The following is a 17,350-nucleotide window of genomic DNA, read 5'->3' on the forward strand; positions in this document are numbered from 1 at the left end:
ACCTCGATGTCGCATGTCCTTTCCTGTCCGATTCCCGCCCTCGACGCTGGCCTCACCGTAGGACACGAAAGGTCCGATTCCTCGAAATACGGATAATCCGATGACAATTCATCAATAACCCAACCGGTTGCTAGGAGCGCGACACAAATGACCGTCCGATCACGATCGAGAGATCCGCGGAACGACCCGGGAAATCCCGTGACGGTCCTGGGCTAGCGACCGATCAGTGGTTGAGTGCGCGCTCGCACGGTAGCGTGCAGCACGGGTCATCGGCCGCCGATCGCGGCACGATGGCCAGGAGACAGCGGAAAGGCATATCGGAGCATGACGGGCACCCGAGGAAAACTGCAGCATCTGCACAAACTCCTCGAACTGGCGGAGGAACCGACCGGACAGGCCGGAGTCGACAAACGCCGAAGCAAAGACATCCCCAGTGCCCGAGAACGCATACGCACACTGGTGGATCAGGGCAGTTTCGTGGAGACCGGCGCGCTCATGCGCCAGCCCGGCCAGCCCGACGCCTTCTACGGCGACGGCGTGGTCACCGGCCGCGGGCGCATCGATGGGCGTCCGGTCGTGGTCATCGCCCACGATCAGACGGTCTACGGCGGCTCGGTCGGCGAGATGTTCGGCCGCAAGGTCGCCGCCGCGATGGAATTCGCCTACGACAACGCCTGCCCGGTGATCGTGATCAACGATTCCGGCGGCGCCCGGATCCAGGACGCGGTGACCTCGCTGGCCTGGTACGCGCTGATGTGCCGGCGGCAGGAGGATCTGTCGGGCTACGTGCCGATGGTGGCGGTGATGCTCGGCAAGTGCGCGGCCGGTTCGGTGTACGGGCCGGTCAATATGGATGTGCTGGTCGCGACCGAGAAGTCCTATATGTTCGTGACCGGTCCCGACGTGATCAAGGCGGTGACCGGCGAGGAGGTGACCGCCGAGGAGCTCGGCGGCGCGGCGGCGCAGACCGCCAACGGCACGATTCATCACGTGGCGGCCACCGAGCAGGAGGCCTTCGACTGGGTGCGCTCGTATCTGAGCTATCTGCCGTCGAGCTGTCTGGAGCGGCCGCCGGTGGTCAATCCCGGGCTGGAGCCGGAGCAGACCGCGCACGATCGCGAATTGGATTCGATCATCCCGGATTCCGATAAATCCGGCTATGACATGCACGAGATCCTGCTGCGCATCTTCGACGACGGAGATTTCCACGAGATCGCCGCGGACACGGCACGGAATCTGATCACCGGATTCGCGCGGGTGGACGGGCGGGCGATCGGCGTCGTCGCCAATCAGCCGCAGGTGCTGGGCGGTGCGCTGGACGCCCTGTGTTCGGACAAGGCAACGCATTTCATCCGGCTCTGCGATGCGTTCGGGCTGCCGCTGGTCTTCGTCGTCGACACCCCGGGCGTGCTGCCGGGCGTGGACGAGGAGCGCAACGGGGTGATCAAGCGCGGCGGGCGGTTCTTCCGCGCGGTGATCGAGGCGACCGTGCCGGTCGTGACCGTGGTGGTGCGCAAGGCCTACGGCGGCGGCTATGCGGTGATGGGCTGCAAACAGCTCGGCGCCGATATCAGCCTGGCCTGGCCGACGGCGCGGATCGCGGTGATGGGTGCGGAGAGCATGGTCGGCATCGTGGGCCGCCGCCAGCTGGCCGCGACCCCGCCCGAACAGCGGCCGGCGGTGCGGCAGAACATGATCGACTTCTACAACGCCACCGTCGCGACGCCGTGGATCGCCGCCGAGCGCGGGTACATCGACGCGGTCATCGAGCCGTCGACGACCCGGCTGGAGATCCGCAAGGCGCTGCGCCTGCTGCGCGAGAAGGACGGGCGCAAGCCGAATCCGCGTAAGCACAACCTGTTTCCGGTGTAGGTCCGCGCTCAGCACTCGTTCGGCGCGGGCACTCCCTGCAGGCGCTGGTCGACCCATGACATGGCATCCGGATAGCCCAGGCCCGCGGCGATGATGTGTTCGCCGGGGACGCTGCGGTAGACCGCGTGCACGCCGAGGGCGCACTGTTCGTGGAACAGTTCGCGGGCGCCCTCGGCGGGGATCCAGAATTCCTGTTCGCCGTTGTAGATGTACAGCGGCACAGCGGATTTCATACCCTGCATGCGGGTGACCCGGTAGATCTCGGCGGCCAGGGCACTGTGCAGCGGGTCGGGGATGTCGGAGGCGAGATCGATCGGCAGCATGAGCACACCCGGCACGGCGAAGACGCCCGCGCAGGTGTCCTTCAGCGGCGAGATCGCCGCCCAGCGCCCGAGATTGTTCATCCGCTGCAGGATTTCGGGACGTTCACGGGCGATACCGAAGGTGGCGGCGAGGAACACTCCGGAGGCGAGGTTCGCATTCATGCTGCGCGCCAGGATCTGATAGTCCGCGGGCACGCCGCCCATCGCCGCCCCGACGATCACCGACGCCAATTCCGGTGCGTAGGAACCGATCAGAGCCACCGCGCCGCGGGTTGCGATGGCGCCGCCGGAGTAGCCGTGCATGGCGTAGCGGCTGTCGCCGAATTCGGCGGGCCGCAGCCGTCGCACGGCGCGAATGGAATCCAGCACGGCGTGTCCGGCGACATAGGGTTCGGCATAGGCCATGCGCGGGCCCTCATGATCGGGGATCAGCACGGCGTATCCGCGCAGCACGGCCAGCTGGGTGGTGGGCGGGATCCAGTCGGTCATCGCGGAGTCGACGTTGAGGCCGTGCGCGAGTGTGTAACTCGGGGTGCAGGCGCGGCCGAGCGCATCGATGGGCAGGTTGTTCACCAGCACCGGCCGCTCACCGGGGCCGGGCCAGGGCGCGGCGGGGATGACGAGCGAGGCGGTGCCGAAGGACGGCTCGCCGTGCGCGTCGGTGGTGCGGAACTTCAGTTGCAGCACCTGCCGGACCGGGACGAGGAGCAGCGCTGCGGCCGTGGGCGTCACATCGCGCGCGTCGAGGATATCGCCGGGCGCGTGCGCGGCGAGATCCGGCGGCCACCTGTCGAACAGCGGATCGCCGACATCGCGCGGCAGCACCGCCTGCTGCAGACTCGCCAGGTCCGGGGTGAGCCCGGCGGCCACGATCGGACCGGGCGGGGCGACGATCGGGGGCGGCGGGATCACCGCCTCGATCCACTGCTGCAGGCCCGGCAGCCCGAGGCTGGGAGGTAGCGGAATCGCCGGGGGCACAATGGGATTCGGAACCGGTGGCTGCGCCTGGGCCAGCCCGGCGGAGCCTGCGACAATCGTCAATACCGCGATGAATACGCGCCAACCTCGCATGACCCACTCCCGTTTGTGAGTTCGTCCTCGGCTCCGCAGACCAAGTGGTTCGAGAGTATTCGGACGAATCGGAAGATCGCGGCGTTGTCGCCGGATCGTGTGCAGGACGAGTCCGCTTCGAGACACCCGATTCCGGAGAGACCTCTCGGTAGGATCGGATGTCATGCGAATCGTCATTGCGGGCGGACACGGCAAGATCGCACTGTTGCTGGCCGGGTTGCTGACCCGGCGCGGCGATGAGGTGTACAGCCTGATCCGCAACCCCGATCATGCGGCCGAGGTCGCCGAAACCGGTGCCGAGCCGGTGATATTGGATCTGGAGAAGGCGACGGCCGAACAGGTCGCGGCCGCCCTGGCCGGAGCCGATGCCGCGGTCTTCGCCGCGGGCGCGGGCCCCGGCAGCAGCGCAGCCCGCAAGTACACCGTCGACCGCGACGGCTCGATCCAGTTGGCGCAGGCCGCCGAACGCGCCGGAGTCCGCCGCTTCGTCCAGATCTCCACCATGGGCGCGGGCAGCGCCCCGGCCCCCGGCACCGACGAGGTCTGGGCCGCCTATATCGACGCGAAAACCCAGGCCGAGAACGATCTACCCGCCCGCCCCCTGGCCTGGACCATCCTGCGCCCCGGCCGCCTCACCGACGCCCCGCCCACCGGCCATATCGCCCTCACCGAACCCCCGGGCCCCGCCGGCGCCATCCCCCGGGCCGACGTAGCCGCAACCCTCGCCGCAATCCTGCACGCCGACAACACCATCGCCAAAACCCTCGAACTCATCGAGGGCACCACCCCGATCCCCACCGCCGTCACCGCCATCAACTGACCCACACCCACAAGCCGCCGCCTCATCCCTGAAGATGAGGCGGCGCTCCGCTTCCCTCTTGTCCTGCGGCACTTCGCTTACTCTCCTGTCCCTCGATCGCGCAGCGATCGGGGGTCAGCAGTTGGTCGGGGCCGGGATGCCTTGGTACCGAGCGGTGAGCCAGTCGAGGACGGCCGGGAGGCCGAGGACCGCGGCGGTGAGGTGATCGGGGACGGGGATGGCGGCGGATTGGAGTTTGACGCCGGCCGCGCACCACCGGTGGTCGGTGTTGAGGATGGCGTCGACCGGGACCAGGCCGTCGATGGGTGAATGCCATTCGTAGACCGGCATATTGGGGACGCTGTCGGTGTAGAGCTCGAGGCTGTTCTCCTCGACCACCTTGCGGGCGCTCAGATCCTGGGTCATCGAGGTGGTGCGGGCCACGTCGAGCACGCTGCGGCCCGCGCCGTCGGCGAGCAGATCGTTGGTGCAGCTGTTGGCCATCTCATTACGAATGGCCATGCCCTTGTCGTTGAGCTGATCCGAGAGCGGGAACCGGTCGGGATACTCTCGCTCGAGCCCGATCCCGGCCGCGAACGCCAGCCCGAACACCGGATGCGCACCGTATCCGAGCCCCTCCAGCATCTTCACCATATTCATCGGCACGCCACCCGCGGCCGCCCCGGCGATGGTCAGATCCGGGGCGTAGACGGGCGCCAGCGCTGCGGCCCAGGCGGTGGCCATCCCGCCGCCGGAGTATCCGGCCATCGTGACCGGGCTGTGCTCGAGCCGCAACTGCTTCGCGCTGCGCACCGCGCGAATTCCGTCCAGGGTGATCTGCCCGCCCAATCGGGCCGCTCCGTAGGCGAATTCGGGCCCGAGATGGTCGGGCATAGCGATGCTCCAGCCGCGCCGCAGCACGACGTTGTAGGCCGGCGCCTCGCGAATCATCAGATTGGGATCGTTCGTGTACAGAGCCCTCGACACCGCGCATTTGGTGCCCAGCCCGTTGATGATGGTCTGATACGACAGCAGCGGGCCGTCGACCGCGCGCTCATGCGGCGTGAGCACGGTCGTGGTGGCCGCGATCGGCTTACCCTCGGAGTTGGTGGAGCGGAACTTGATCAGCGTGATGTCGGTGTCGGGGAACATCATCAGCGGCGACAGCGCGCGCATCTCGAGCACGTCCCCGGGCTTGTGCTCGGCGATATCCGCCGGCGCGGCGTAGAACGGATCCGGATCCGGCGTCGGATAGATCGGCTGCGCGACCGCGCTGGTGGACGCCGCGACGAGCAGCAGCAGGCCGCCCGCGCAGGCGCCCACCGCGCGACGGAATGCGATGTGACCCATGACCATTCACGCTATCGGGCGGCGGTCCTGGCCGCCCACGGGGGCGAAATGTCCTGAGAAATCACAAATCCGGAGGTCGTGCGGCTGTGTTGCGCGACGAATTCGCCATCGCCCGCTGGCCAGTACATCGGCCCGACCGTACCGTCTCCCCTGTGCGTTATCGCCGAATCGCCGGTGTGGACGCAGCAGGTGAAGGAGCACGGCCATGGATATGCCCGATATTGCCCCGGAGGCGCCCACGCGGCGCATCACCGTGTACTTCGACGGCTCCGAGCCAGGTGATCAGCTGATCCTGGAATACGCCGCCACCCGGGCCGAGGCCTGGGAATTCGCCGCGGCGGCGGTCAATTCGGGCCTCGCGGTGACCGTGGACAACAAGATCCGTCCGGGATTACGCCCCCTCCCCTGCCGCAGCCTGTGGCACTGACCCGCCGGACGAACGGTCGTCCGGCGGGCCGGGCGCCGACGCGGGGACGGACAGGTATGAGTCGGTTTCGCCTGTCCGCGCCTCCGCCCTTGTGCGGCGCGGCGCGCTCGCCGGACCGGATGTGGCGGGTGGCGGTCCGGCGGACGCACGCTCGGCGGCGTCGGTGTCACCCTACGACCGGGCCCGCGACGAAGGCGAGCGCCGCGGTCGGTATCTGGCAGTTCTCACAGCGGGACACCGATCATCTTGGGCAGCTTCACAATTCGAATCAGAGCGGATCGTGCCCCATCGACATCAACCGGTGCCGCCACTGCGGGCGACCGGGCGGGCCCCGCCGAGGGCGTCGGCGCACTACTGCGGCACGGCTAGAGAAGACCGAACAGTGCGAATGACGAACCCCGGCCTCGCGGGACCAGCGAGAATGTCAGTCCCGTAAGGCTTCCGCGCGGAGCCAGCCCAGGGTTTTGGTGAGGATGCGCGAGACGTGCATCTGCGAGATGCCGAGCGCCTCGGCGATCTGAGTCTGGGTCTTGGACTCGAAGAATCGCATGACCAGCACGGTGCGTTCGCGTTCGGGAAGTTCGGCGATCAGGGGTTTGACGGCCATGAACTCCTCGACGCGGTCGTATCTCGGCTCGGCCTCACCCAGCACCTCGAGCAGCGACAGCGGGCTGTTCTCGCCGTCGTCGCCGGTGGCGGCGTCCAGCGACGAGGTCTGATACGAATTGCCCGCGATCAGGGCCTGGGTGACCTCCACCAGATCCACGTCCAGTTCCTCGGCGATCTCCCGGGCGCGCGGCATGCGGCCCAGGCGCTGCGCGAGCTGATCGATCGTGCCGCCGATGGACAGCTGAATCTCCTTGGTGCGCCGAGGAACTCGCACCGCCCACGTATTGTCCCGGAAGTGCCTGCGCACCTCGCCCATGATGGTCGGCACCGCGAACGCCAGGAACGACGAGCCCCGCGACACATCGAACCGATCGACCGCCTGCACCAAACCCACCCGGGCCACCTGCAACAGATCGTCGAAGTTCTCGCCACGGCCGGAGAACTTGCGCGCGATATGGTCGGCGAGCGGCATGCACAGCCCGATCACCTTCTCCCGCACCACATCTCGCTGTGGATCCGCGGGCGCCAGCGCGGCCAGTTCCTCGAATACCGGTTCTATGTTGTCGTAGCTGTCGCCACCGCGGTGACGCCGGCCGCGTTCATCGGCCATCGGCTTCCCCTCGCGCCCGGCCGAATTCGACGGCGACGGGAAATCCGTTGCGAGTCACGTCGAACGGTGCGGTCTCGGCCGAGATGGAATCGGTGATCGTCTGTAGTACGTGCCAGCCGAAGCTGTCCTGATCCAATGCGTCCGCCACCGCCACCGCGCCGGTGACATGCACCGTCATCCGGCCGTCGTCGAAGGCGAAGTCGCAGTCGATCGAGGAGCCGGGTACGGCCTCGGCGATCAGGGCCGTGGCGATCTCGTCGAGGGCGACCCGGATATCGGTCACCTCGTCGAGCGCGAAATCGGCGATCAGCGCGACGGTTTCGGCCAGCGCGCGCAGCATGGTGAGCTGTCCCAGATCGGCGGGCACGCGAATGCCGACGTTGGAGGTCTGCGCGGGTGACCTCGAAACCCACTCGCTCATCGACACGTCCCTCTCCTCCTCCCAACCGGCGACCACGGCCGGGGCGCGCACGCCCCGGCCGTGCCGCCGTCCATTCGATGTCACGTCCACGGTCCCCCACAGCCTTCGACCTTAGGCCGGGTGCGGCCGGCCCGCGGCGTCCGGGGCGATATCGCTGCCACGTTATGACCTTTCTGTCCGGCGATCGGATCAGTGGACGCTTACCCGGGTCGATCCGATCGAAACACACGCACGACGGCGGGGCCGATCCGAGACCGGCCCCGCCGAATCCGTGCGGTGACTACTCCTCCAACGCGGCCTGCACCGACAGGTAGTTACGGAACAGCGGCCGCAATCCCGTCACCTCCAGAACCCGCTCGATCTCCCGTCGTCCGGAGACCACCCGCAGATCCACACCCGCGGCCGCCGCACGTTGCTTGGCGTCGACCAGGGCACGCGCCGATCCGATGCTGAGGAATCGCGTCGGACGCAGATCTATCACCACGGCCCGGGAGCTGGCTGCCACGGCCTGGCCGAGAGCCTTGCGGAAATCCTCGGCGACGGTGGCGTCCAGCTCACCCTCGACCCGGACTATCGTGCATAGCCGCCGATGGGCCACGGGAATCCACGGTGGGCCGTCCGCGTCGGCGGATGGCGAATCGATCCGGCGGTGCAGAACGGCGATTGCAGACATAACTAGAGCCTCCCTGGAAGGGGGTGTCCAGTTCCTGCGCGGAGATCGCGAATGCCTGGCGACAGACCATTGTGCTACTACATGACCGCCGCCCGACCGTGGGAGATTCCGCGCGCAAACCGGGATCGGCTGTAGTCTCAACCTGGCATCCATTCTGTCACGGGCACGCGCGAGTGTCAGCGCTTCGGCTCGAAACCACCGGATCGACGCCCGCCGATCATCGATCACACGGCCTGCCCGCAACCCCTAGGCCCCGACCGCGCCCCTGCGCGTCCGGCGCCGGGAATGCTTCGAACGCCAAACGTCGGAACAGCCGAATTACCTGTGTGACAAGCTGTTTCGATGTCCTGACGATTCCGAGTGCACTGCGGTGATCGCGCACCTCGCCGCCCCGCGCACTCACCGACGACGACCTGGTCTGTCCCACAAAACAATTCGACGATGCCCGTCCGGAAACATCACGAATCAATTCCGGCGCAGCGGGTGAAAGGTATATCGCAAACCTACCCGTCGGCTTTGTGATGCGCTTGATCCGCTTCTCGATAAGGGGTACATGTCGGAGGTGACAGTCGATCGGGTCCAGATGTCGGCACGGCGGCGCAGCTGGGAACAACTGCCGCCGACCACCCGGGCGGCGGTCGCGGCGATGACCGGTCCGATCCTACGGGCGGAATCCATCATCGCCGGATTCTCCAGCCATCTCGCGGCCGTCGTCGATACCGCCGACGGCCGTACCTTTGTCAAGGGAATGCGCGCCGACGATCCCGAGGTCTGGACCCAGCGTCGCGAGGCCACCCTCGGCCCGTATGTCACTCCCATCGGGCCGCGGGTGCGCTGGCAGATCACCAGCGACGGCTGGGATCTGCTCGGATTCGATTTCGTGGCAGGACATTTCGCCGACTACCGGACCGACGCCGATCTGCTCGCCACCGTCGAGACCATGACCGCGCTGAGCCGATTGCGCTGCCCGCCCGGTCTGGAGTTGAAGGATGCGCAAAAGCGCTGGGGCATATACCTTCCCGATCCCGGCGAGCGCGCCGTATTCGCCGGTGACACCCTGTTGCACACCGACTGGAACTACAGCAATGTGCTCATCAGCGAGACCGGGTGCGCACATCTGGTCGACTGGCCGTGGGCCACCCGCGGCGCGGCCTGGATCGATCCCGGCTGCTGGATCGTCTGGCTGATCCTGGCCGGCCGGCAACCCGGCGAGGCCGAACGCTGGGCGCGGCGAATTCCGGCCTGGCACACCGCGACCGCCCATGAACTAGAGGTCTTCGCCACCGCGTTGGCCGAGGAGTGGACCGCCACCGCGCGCCGCAATCCCAACGTCTGGACCCGCGGCCTGCGCGATGCCGCCCGGCAATGGCTGGAGTATCGCCTGGCGCAGTGACGCCTCAGGCGGCGGCCCGCGACGCCGCGGCGATCACATCATCGATCCGGGACGCGGGAATCTGCCGGGCCGCGTTCGCGACCGCGGTGATCATGGCGGCCCCGAAGCTACCGTGCCGATCGAACAGAGTCTGGCAGATAGAGCACGTGACGCACGATCGCGGCTGCCCGGCTCCGAGGCGGGCGGCCGCGATTTCGCCGGGCTCGCTCGGGGATTCGGTATCGGCCTACCCCGGATCGCCAATCCTGATCGGTGTGGCGTTTCCATTCGGCAGCGTCGGGCAACCCTCATCCATGACGTCGATCTGGTTGAAGACCCCGCGACCGCAGGCCCGTCCGCCCCTGCGCCCGGGCCTGCGCTTCGATGTGGTGGTGGTCGGCGGCGGCCTCACCGGTCTGATCACCGCCCTGCTGCTGGCCGAGCAGGGCGTCGCGGCGGCCGTGGTCGAGGCGCGCCGGTCGGGGGCGGTCACCGCCGGGAACACCACCGGCACGGTGAGCCTGCTGCAGGGCACCCGCGCGAGTGCGATCGCCCGCAGACATCCGGTCCGGACGCTGCACGACTACACCGACGCCCACCGCGCCGGGCAGCTCTGGCTCGCCGGGTACTGCGCCGAGCACGGCATCGATATCCACCGCGAGGCCGCCTACACCTACGCCCAGACCGAGGATGGCGCCCGGGCGGTCCGCGCCGAATTGGCCGCCACCCGCAAGGCCGGGCTGGCAACGGAATTCGTCGAGAAGCTCGACCTGCCGTTCCCGCAGTACGGCGCGGTGCGGCTGGCCGATCAGATCCAGCTCGACGCCGTCGAGGTGATCGACGCGCTCACCGCGGATCTGGACGCGCGCGGTGTGGCGATCTTCGAGAACACCCGGGTAGAGGGCATGCGTAGCCGCGACGGGGACGATCACGTCCTGCGCACCGACCACGGCGACGTCGCCGCCGATATCGTCGTATTGGCCACGGGCACGCCGATACTCGATCGTGGCGGCCTCCTCCCCCGAGTGCACGCCCGGCGCTCCTACGCGGCCGTATTCCGGACGCCGCGGCGGCCACCGCGCGGCATGTATCTCAGCGCCGACGAGCCGATGCGCTCGCTGCGTCGTATGCCCTGCGCACAAGGCGATCTGCTGCTGGTCGGCGCCGGCGGATACGGCGAGGACGTGGTGAGCTGGACCCGGACCTGGTTCCCGGAGGCGGAACCGCTGTACCGGTGGCCGGCCCAGGACTACCGGCCCAGCGGCGAACTGCCCTATGCCGGGCCGATTCTGCCCGGCCACGACCGCATCCTGGTCGCCACCGGATATGCCAAATGGGGTCCGGCCAATGCCGTCGCCGCCGCACATACCCTGGTCGGACGGATGACCGGCATACCGTCGCCCTGGCAATCGGTCTTCGGCACCTGGAGTCCGCGGGAGCTGGCCGCGCTGCCCACCGCGGTGCGCGACAACGGCGAAGTGGCCCTGCGCTTTTCGAAGGGCTGGCTCTCGGCGCTGGCGGCACCGATCGCCGACACCCATGCCCGGCGGTTAGCCGCGACCGCGGCCGGGTAGCTCCAGGGCATGCCCGCGCCGATCGACCCGCTGCTCCAGGCACTCACGCGCGTCGTCAACACTCTGCTGGAGGCCGAGATTCCGTGCGCGGTCGCCGGTGGGTACGCGGTGCACGCGCGCGGCGGCCCGGCCTCGGATCGCGATGTGGACATCTTCGTCAAACCCGCCGATATAGAGCGGGCTCGCCATGCGCTGGGCCGCGCCGGGCTGCGACTGGTCGATCCACCCGAGGACTGGCTCACCAGGGCCTACGACGGCGAGACGCCGGTGGATCTGATCTTCCGGCCCAACTATCGCCCCGTGACCGACGAAATCCTCTCGCGCGCAACGCGGATGCGAATCGGTCCGGTCGCGGCGCCGGTGGTCAGCGGCGCGGATCTCCTGGTGGACAGGCTCATGGTGCTCGATCCGCATCGGCTGGACTTCACCGCGCTGATGCATATCGCCCGCGCGCTGCGCGATCAGATGGACTGGTCACGGGTGCGCGCGGACACAGCCGCATCACCGTATGCCCGCGCCTTTCTGGGCCTGCTCGACGATCTGGGCATCACCGACAAGGGAGGTCTCGCGATGGACGCCCCGGCCGATCATGAACACCTCGGCTGACGGCGCGGGCGTTCGCCGTCTACCACCTGGCCGTGCCGGACCGAGCGCGGGTTTCCGAATCATCCAGGGCCCGAGTCGTATCAAGCCGGGTATCAGTGCCGACCGGTCGGTCTTGCCTCATATCGAACCTATTCGCCCGAACGGACGGTCACGCGGATTCACCGCCGCCGCCCGGTACCGCTTACGCGCCCCTGAGGCCCACCGAGCGCCTCCCGAGCGAGTAATCGCCCCCCGTTCGACAGTGCGGCGGCGCAGGCGCGTCACGACGCCGCTGGCGGCATCGGCGCCTCGTACCGGCGGACCGGGCGGACAGGTGTCCGTCCGGACCCAGCCGTCGTTCCGATCTTGTTGTGCTGGAGCCGGATACGGGCCGAACGCGGCGACACGGACACCCCGGCGGACACGGAGGACGGCGACACGCCGTGTGATGTGCTGTCGAACAAAAGCGCAGACGAACATCACGTGACGGCCCGCAAATCTCTGGAACAAGATTCGAAACACGCCGCGACACCCACCCGTGAAACCTCCTACAACGACAAACTCGGACGCATCGATCCGGACCCCGTATCCTTGGGTTATTCTGATGTTGCATAGCAACCGCCCAGCACCCCAAATGTCCTCTGCGACGGGATATTAGAAGTTGCAGATGTACTTGCATCTGCTCCTTGCACGGACCTAAACTCTCACTGTCAAGGCAGTACAGGGGACTACCAGGGAGCCGCAGGGTTAACCCAGGGCCACATTTCGCCATCGGTTAGCTCTCGGCCTGGCGTCAGGGGCGTTCGCATGAACCAGCCAATGGACCTCGGCCGACTCGGAATTATGGACAGAAACCGGACCGAGCAGCACAGCTATTCGCGGGAAACCGCAACACGTTTCGTGATAGACGCGGTCGAGTCCACCGGCGCGGCATCACGTGACGATTTCGATATCGACCGAATCGTCACCACCGCACACGCGATGGTCAACGATTGGGATCTTCACGCGATGCAACCTGAGGCGTTCTGGCGCATCGCATCCAGCTGTATCAAGCAGTAACACGCAGTACCACCGAGTAATACCAGCGGTACCAGCTGACATCAGCGCGAGCGGCCATCGGCCAGAAGCCGACGGCCGCTCGTGCCGTCCTGGCAGAGATCGTCGATTGCCATCACGGCGGAGCGCGCCGGCCTACAGCAGCTCGGCCGCCACTATCTCCAGTATCTTTCGCGACCGCTCGGGCGGTTCGGCCTGCACACTGAGGCGATCCATCACCTGGCGGTACAGCTCCAGATCCTGCTGGCGATCCAGATACAGCGCACTGGTCAGCTGTTCGATGTAGACGATGTCGGGGAGTTCCGGTTCCGCGAAGCGCAGCATGGTGAACGAACTGCCCGCGGCCGCATGCCCACCCGCCGCATACGGCAACACCTGAATGGTGATATTCCCCCGGCCCGCCATCTCCAGCAGATGCAGGATCTGCGCGCGCAATACCTCGTTACCGCCGACGGGCCGGTGCAACACCGCCTCGTCGATCACCGCCCACAGCGTCGGGCCGCCGCGTCGCCCGAGGATTTCCTGCCGCTTCCTGCGCAATTCGACCCGGCGCGCCGTTTCGGAGTTCTCATGGCCCAGCGCCACCACGGCCCGCGCGTAGTCGTCGGTCTGCAGCAGTCCGGGGACGAGCTGCCCCTCGAAACTGCGAATCGACTTGGCGGCGTGCTCGAGTCCGAGATAGGTCTCGAACCAGGGCGGCAGCAGGTCGCTGTAGCGATGCCACCACCCCGGTTGGTTCGCCTTACGAACCAGATCCAGGAACATCTCGCGTTGTTCAGGGTCGCTGACGTGGTAGAGCGTCAGCAGATCCCGAATGTCGCGTTCCTTGAAGCCGGTTCGACCGAGTTCGAGACGACTGATCTTGGCGTGCGAGCCGCGGATGTGATCACCCGCGGCCTCACGCGTGATTCCGCACTCTTCTCGCAGTTTGCGGAGCTGTCCGCCGACCGCGATCCGCAACGCGGTCGGACCGCGTTCGGCGACAAGCGATTCCGCGCGGCCAAGAGGGACAGGTTCTGCGATCATGAGGTCAACTCCGATGCTCGACGACCACCGGCAGTGAGGGTCACAACCGCCTCGTCGCGAACCACACCGCGCCGGAAGCTAATGCTACCGCTCACACTGCCAGATCGTCGAACTCCCCACTCTTCGCGCCGCGCAGAAATGCGTCGATCTCCGGACGGGTGTAGACGAGCACCGCGCCCTCGGGGTCGCGCGAATTGCGCATGGCGACCAGTCCGTTGGGCATATCGGCCACTTCGACACAGTTCCCGCTGGGATTGCTGAACGTGCTCTTGCGCCACGCCAAGCCGGACGGCCGCTCGAAACCCATAGCTGTCATATCGGTCATTGCTGTCTCCTGCTCGATCGGAGGGCCCACCGCTCATCGAGGTGAGCCAGTGCTTGCATATGTTCGCGCAACTGTTCTTGCATTTGAAACCGACATCCCAAACGATAGCACGCGAGTTGCCGAAGATCGACCCTTTGATCCGGGCGGAACCAGCTGGGACACAACGGATTCAATCTTGATCCGTCATCCTTCCGGATGGAGGTGAATACCGGACGACCAGTCTTGAATAGGCGGTTGCGGGTCCCTATCCGGAGTCCGCCTTCGAGAACCCGGAGCGGTTCGGGCACAACAAACGCAACACGCATTTGCACGGTGCAGATGTGCTTGCATCTGCACTGTGCAGCGGCCTAAGCTTTTCTCGACGAGGATGGCCGGACAAGCGCCGGATCCGATGGAAGCCCCGAGCCAGCGTCGCCACCGTTATCCACCGCGAACGGTAAGAGGCGTCCCATGACTCAGATGCTCCAGCATTCCGGTACATGCGATTCCGTCGGTGGCACCGACTCGGTCGGTGACTGCTCCGTCGAACCTCGCGAGCTCACCTATCGCGGCGCGCGCGCCATCATGCGCACACACGATCGGCACTTCGGCTGCCGGCAATGGGTCGCCGCCGCGGCCTATCTGTCAGCGGGCCTGGACGACGAATAGTCCCCTGTACCACCGGGACTCGCATACGCGCCCGCCCACATCACTGTCGCGTCACTCGGGCTCCTACCATGGATGGTGGACGCACCACCGGCAACGCGAAGCGAACCACCATGATCCTGACCGTCGCCCACGAACTCTTCCTCGCCCAGATTCAGAACCCCACCCCGGAAACACCCCCGGTGGCGGACAAACTCATGAAGCTGGTGCACTACTTCACCTGGTTCATGCTGCTGTCCGGCACCACCGGGATCATGTACGCGGGCGGCCGATTCGCCTGGGAGAAGTGGAGCGGCGGGCGGATGGAGTCGCCGAAGATGGTGGCGGGGGCGCTGATCGGCGGGGTGTTGATCACCAGCGCGGGCACGATCATGAATTCGGTCATCGGGAGCTGAGCCGATCGCGCACCGGAGACTGTCGCCACCCAGCACCGGAAATCCCTGGCGGCTCCTCCGCGCCGACAGCTCGGAGACGGTGCCGATACTGCGGCGCGCTTCGTCACGTGGCAGGAAGATGACCACGAAATCGACCCATTTCGTCGGCACATCGGGCCGAAAACCGTGGTCGCGCAGCACCGTCGACGACTCCTCGCGCAGATCCGCGGGCACACGATGCGCTCGCAGCGTGGAGGGACCGAGATACGCCGCGTCGGCGACGTCGACGAATTCCTGGCCAGCGGATCGGCGTAGAGCCGGTCCACGGCGGTCAGCGGCGGGCCGGAAAGCATCTCGGGGAGTGAGGAACCGGCCATGACGGACTCCTACCCAACGGTTCTCGGGTGGATAGGTTTCGCGTATCGCACGCGACGGGCCCCGATGACGCAGAATTGGGTCGGAGAAAGGTCGGTCCGAGAGCATCATGAATACCCGCCAGACCGTTGTGATTTCGCTAGCCGTGTCGTTGATGGTTGCCGGATGCTCGCATCAGGCCCCGAGACCGGTCGCACAACTGGCCCGGCAGCCACCGGCTACCCAGCAGTATTCCGATATGCCGGTCGGGCCGGGTGCCGCGGACGCCCATACCGTGCAGCAGCAGCCCGCGCCCGGCAGCTGTCATTATCTGAACGCCTCGAATTGGCAGGCGCTGCCGGATCCGAACTGCACGCCGGGCGCGGTCGATCCGGCGGTGCGCGCCGACAACGTCGTCGACACCATCTGCCGCGACGACTATGCCGCCTCGGTGCGCCCGCCCGCCGAGATCACCGATCCGGAAGAGGATGCCGACGCCCGCGCCTACGGCTACAACGGGCCGCTCGACGATGCCGAATACGACCATCTGATCCCGATCGAACTCGGCGGCGACCCCAACGATCCGCGCAATCTATGGGTCGAGCCGGGTCCGGCCAGTCCGAAGGACACCGTGCAGCGGCAGCTGCACGCACTGGTCTGCTCGGATAAGGTCGCGCTGACCGATGCGCAGATCGCCATCGCTGCGGACTGGACCACGGCCTTGGCGAGCGTCGGCTTTCCGAATGGGAACTAGCCTCCGGGACGGATCGCGGTCGCCAGGCTCACCAGGCCCGGAACCAGTTTCGCGGACTCGCCGCTCATGACCTGTCCCCGGCCGACCGAGGCCAGATACTCGGGCAGGGTGATGCCCTCGGCCCGCCAGCCGCGCGCGGTGAACCAGTCGACCACATCGGGGCGCTGCTCGTTGTAGACCAACTCCACCCAGCCGGAGCGGATGGGATCGGGCTGGGCGGCGCGGATCGGTTCGGGCAGCGGAGCCATCTGCTCGATCGCGACCCGGCTGCCGGGTGCGCTGGACCGCTCGAGGTTGTCGAACAACTGGTCGGTCGCCTCGGCGGGCAGATAGGGCAGCAGGCCCTCGATCAGCCATGCGGTCGGCGCGGCCGGATCGAAACCGTGCTCGCGCAACGCCTTCGGCCACTCCTCGCGCAGATCCACCGCGACCTCGCGACGCTCGGCGCGGGGTTTGTCGCCGTGATCGGCCAGCGTCCGCCGCTTGAATTCCAGGACCTGCGGCCGATCGAGTTCGTAGACGACCGTGCCGTCGGGCCAGGGCAGGCGGTAGGCGCGCGCGTCGAGACCGGCCGCCAGCAGGACGATCTGCCGCACCCCGGCGGCGACCGCATCGGCGAAGTAGGCGTCGAAGTACTTGGTGCGCGACCCGATGAAGGCGCGGAAGGCCGCGCCGAAATCGGGGTCGAGCAGCGGATGGCCGGTGGCCTTGCCATCGAGCACATCGGTCCACTCCGGTCCCGCGGCACGCGCGAAGACCTCGGCGAACGGATCGACGGCCAGCGGCGCCTCCTCGCGACCGGCCAGCACGCGGGCCACGGCGACGAATAACGCCGTGGACCCGACACTGGTGTTGATATCCCAGCTGTCACCCTCGCTACGCATGGTCGCCAACGTACGTGCCATTCCGAACCACCGCACCGGGCCGTCGGCATGTCGCCGACTTCCGCCTGCCGTGTCGCGTCCGGTGCACGAATCCTCCTCGCGAACAACCGCTTTCGCGGATTTCCCGCATCGGCACGCGACGGCGACCCCGGCCGTCGCGCCGCGCCCGAGCGCGGGGGCCGAAACCTTTACGGTTAGCTACCCTTAACAACCTCGGCCACACCACCGGACCGTCCTAGAGTTCGA

The 17,350-nt window shown here is 67.2% G+C and carries 18 protein-coding genes; 10 read left to right on the plus strand and 8 right to left on the minus strand.

The features are described from left to right. The first annotated feature begins 324 nt into the window (after nucleotides 1–324). Nucleotides 325–1,872, plus strand: a complete 1,548-nt coding sequence (locus ACIA76_RS05290) for an acyl-CoA carboxylase subunit beta (RefSeq protein ID WP_397148696.1) — start codon at nucleotides 325–327, stop codon at nucleotides 1,870–1,872. A gap of 8 nt (nucleotides 1,873–1,880) precedes the next feature. Here ACIA76_RS05290 and ACIA76_RS05295 read toward each other — a convergent pair whose 3' ends face one another. Then, nucleotides 1,881–3,266, minus strand: a complete 1,386-nt coding sequence (locus tag ACIA76_RS05295) for a lipase family protein (RefSeq protein WP_397148698.1) — start codon at nucleotides 3,264–3,266, stop codon at nucleotides 1,881–1,883. Nucleotides 3,267–3,429: 163 nt separating this feature from the next. Here ACIA76_RS05295 and ACIA76_RS05300 point away from each other — a divergent pair, with 163 nt between their 5' ends. Continuing rightward, entirely contained in the window at nucleotides 3,430–4,086 is a 657-nt protein-coding gene (locus ACIA76_RS05300; RefSeq protein ID WP_397148700.1) for an NAD(P)H-binding protein, read from the plus strand. Nucleotides 4,087–4,200: 114 nt separating this feature from the next. Here the strand turns inward: ACIA76_RS05300 and ACIA76_RS05305 are convergent, their stop codons facing one another. Then, nucleotides 4,201–5,415: a lipase family protein gene (locus ACIA76_RS05305; protein ID WP_397148703.1), complete on the minus strand. Its 1,215-nt coding sequence runs from the start codon at nucleotides 5,413–5,415 to the stop codon at nucleotides 4,201–4,203. Between the two features lie 205 nt (nucleotides 5,416–5,620). On the opposite strand from ACIA76_RS05305, the gene ACIA76_RS05310 reads away from it, so the two are divergent. Then, nucleotides 5,621–5,842 carry a hypothetical protein gene (locus ACIA76_RS05310; RefSeq protein ID WP_397148705.1) on the plus strand — a complete coding sequence of 74 codons (222 nt, stop codon included), beginning with the start codon at nucleotides 5,621–5,623 and terminating at the stop codon, nucleotides 5,840–5,842. Nucleotides 5,843–6,266: 424 nt separating this feature from the next. Here ACIA76_RS05310 and ACIA76_RS05315 read toward each other — a convergent pair whose 3' ends face one another. The 3 genes from ACIA76_RS05315 to ACIA76_RS05325 form a co-directional block, all read right to left on the minus strand. Continuing rightward, nucleotides 6,267–7,061: an RNA polymerase sigma factor SigF gene (locus ACIA76_RS05315; protein ID WP_397148707.1), complete on the minus strand. Its 795-nt coding sequence runs from the start codon at nucleotides 7,059–7,061 to the stop codon at nucleotides 6,267–6,269. After that, nucleotides 7,051–7,566, minus strand: coding sequence for an ATP-binding protein (locus tag ACIA76_RS05320; RefSeq protein ID WP_397148710.1), 516 nt, complete (start codon nucleotides 7,564–7,566; stop codon nucleotides 7,051–7,053). The genes ACIA76_RS05315 and ACIA76_RS05320 overlap by 11 nt, the downstream gene beginning before the upstream one ends. Nucleotides 7,567–7,762: 196 nt before the next feature. After that, a complete protein-coding gene (locus ACIA76_RS05325) occupies nucleotides 7,763–8,155 on the minus strand; it encodes an STAS domain-containing protein (RefSeq protein ID WP_397148712.1) in 393 nt (130 codons plus the stop codon). 553 nt (nucleotides 8,156–8,708) lie between these two features. Here ACIA76_RS05325 and ACIA76_RS05330 point away from each other — a divergent pair. The 4 genes from ACIA76_RS05330 (at nucleotide 8,709) to ACIA76_RS05345 (ending at nucleotide 12,745) form a co-directional block, all read left to right on the plus strand. Next, nucleotides 8,709–9,548, plus strand: a complete 840-nt coding sequence (locus ACIA76_RS05330; protein WP_397148714.1) for a hypothetical protein — start codon at nucleotides 8,709–8,711, stop codon at nucleotides 9,546–9,548. 293 nt (nucleotides 9,549–9,841) lie between these two features. Next, nucleotides 9,842–11,101: an NAD(P)/FAD-dependent oxidoreductase gene (locus ACIA76_RS05335; RefSeq protein ID WP_397148716.1), complete on the plus strand. Its 1,260-nt coding sequence runs from the start codon at nucleotides 9,842–9,844 to the stop codon at nucleotides 11,099–11,101. Between the two features lie 9 nt (nucleotides 11,102–11,110). Continuing rightward, on the plus strand, nucleotides 11,111–11,707 hold the full coding sequence (locus ACIA76_RS05340) for a nucleotidyltransferase family protein (protein WP_397148719.1): 597 nt from the start codon (nucleotides 11,111–11,113) through the stop codon (nucleotides 11,705–11,707). A gap of 786 nt (nucleotides 11,708–12,493) precedes the next feature. After that, nucleotides 12,494–12,745, plus strand: coding sequence for a hypothetical protein (locus ACIA76_RS05345; RefSeq protein ID WP_397148721.1), 252 nt, complete (start codon nucleotides 12,494–12,496; stop codon nucleotides 12,743–12,745). 132 nt (nucleotides 12,746–12,877) lie between these two features. On the opposite strand, the gene ACIA76_RS05350 is transcribed toward ACIA76_RS05345, so the two are convergent. Both ACIA76_RS05350 and ACIA76_RS05355 read right to left on the minus strand, forming a co-directional pair. Then, nucleotides 12,878–13,768 (minus strand): helix-turn-helix domain-containing protein, encoded by an 891-nt coding sequence (locus ACIA76_RS05350; RefSeq protein WP_397148723.1) that lies wholly within the window; start codon nucleotides 13,766–13,768, stop codon nucleotides 12,878–12,880. Between the two features lie 91 nt (nucleotides 13,769–13,859). Next, entirely contained in the window at nucleotides 13,860–14,093 is a 234-nt protein-coding gene (locus ACIA76_RS05355; protein ID WP_397148725.1) for a DUF397 domain-containing protein, read from the minus strand. A gap of 450 nt (nucleotides 14,094–14,543) precedes the next feature. On the opposite strand from ACIA76_RS05355, the gene ACIA76_RS05360 reads away from it, so the two are divergent. From ACIA76_RS05360 to ACIA76_RS05370, 3 genes are all read left to right on the plus strand, one after another. Then, nucleotides 14,544–14,741 carry a hypothetical protein gene (locus tag ACIA76_RS05360; protein WP_397148727.1) on the plus strand — a complete coding sequence of 66 codons (198 nt, stop codon included), beginning with the start codon at nucleotides 14,544–14,546 and terminating at the stop codon, nucleotides 14,739–14,741. A 110-nt stretch (nucleotides 14,742–14,851) separates the two neighbouring features. Beyond that, nucleotides 14,852–15,133: a hypothetical protein gene (locus tag ACIA76_RS05365; protein WP_397149412.1), complete on the plus strand. Its 282-nt coding sequence runs from the start codon at nucleotides 14,852–14,854 to the stop codon at nucleotides 15,131–15,133. A 463-nt stretch (nucleotides 15,134–15,596) separates the two neighbouring features. Continuing rightward, nucleotides 15,597–16,220 (plus strand): hypothetical protein, encoded by a 624-nt coding sequence (locus ACIA76_RS05370; protein WP_397148729.1) that lies wholly within the window; start codon nucleotides 15,597–15,599, stop codon nucleotides 16,218–16,220. Here the strand turns inward: ACIA76_RS05370 and ACIA76_RS05375 are convergent. Further along, a complete protein-coding gene (locus ACIA76_RS05375; RefSeq protein WP_397149414.1) occupies nucleotides 16,217–17,104 on the minus strand; it encodes a class I SAM-dependent methyltransferase in 888 nt (295 codons plus the stop codon). The two genes, ACIA76_RS05370 and ACIA76_RS05375, sit on opposite strands and share 4 nt — an antisense overlap. Between the last annotated feature and the right edge of the window lie 246 nt (nucleotides 17,105–17,350).

The sequence above is a fragment of the Nocardia sp. NPDC051570 genome (genome assembly GCF_044454005.1).
Lineage (GTDB): Bacteria > Actinomycetota > Actinomycetes > Mycobacteriales > Mycobacteriaceae > Nocardia.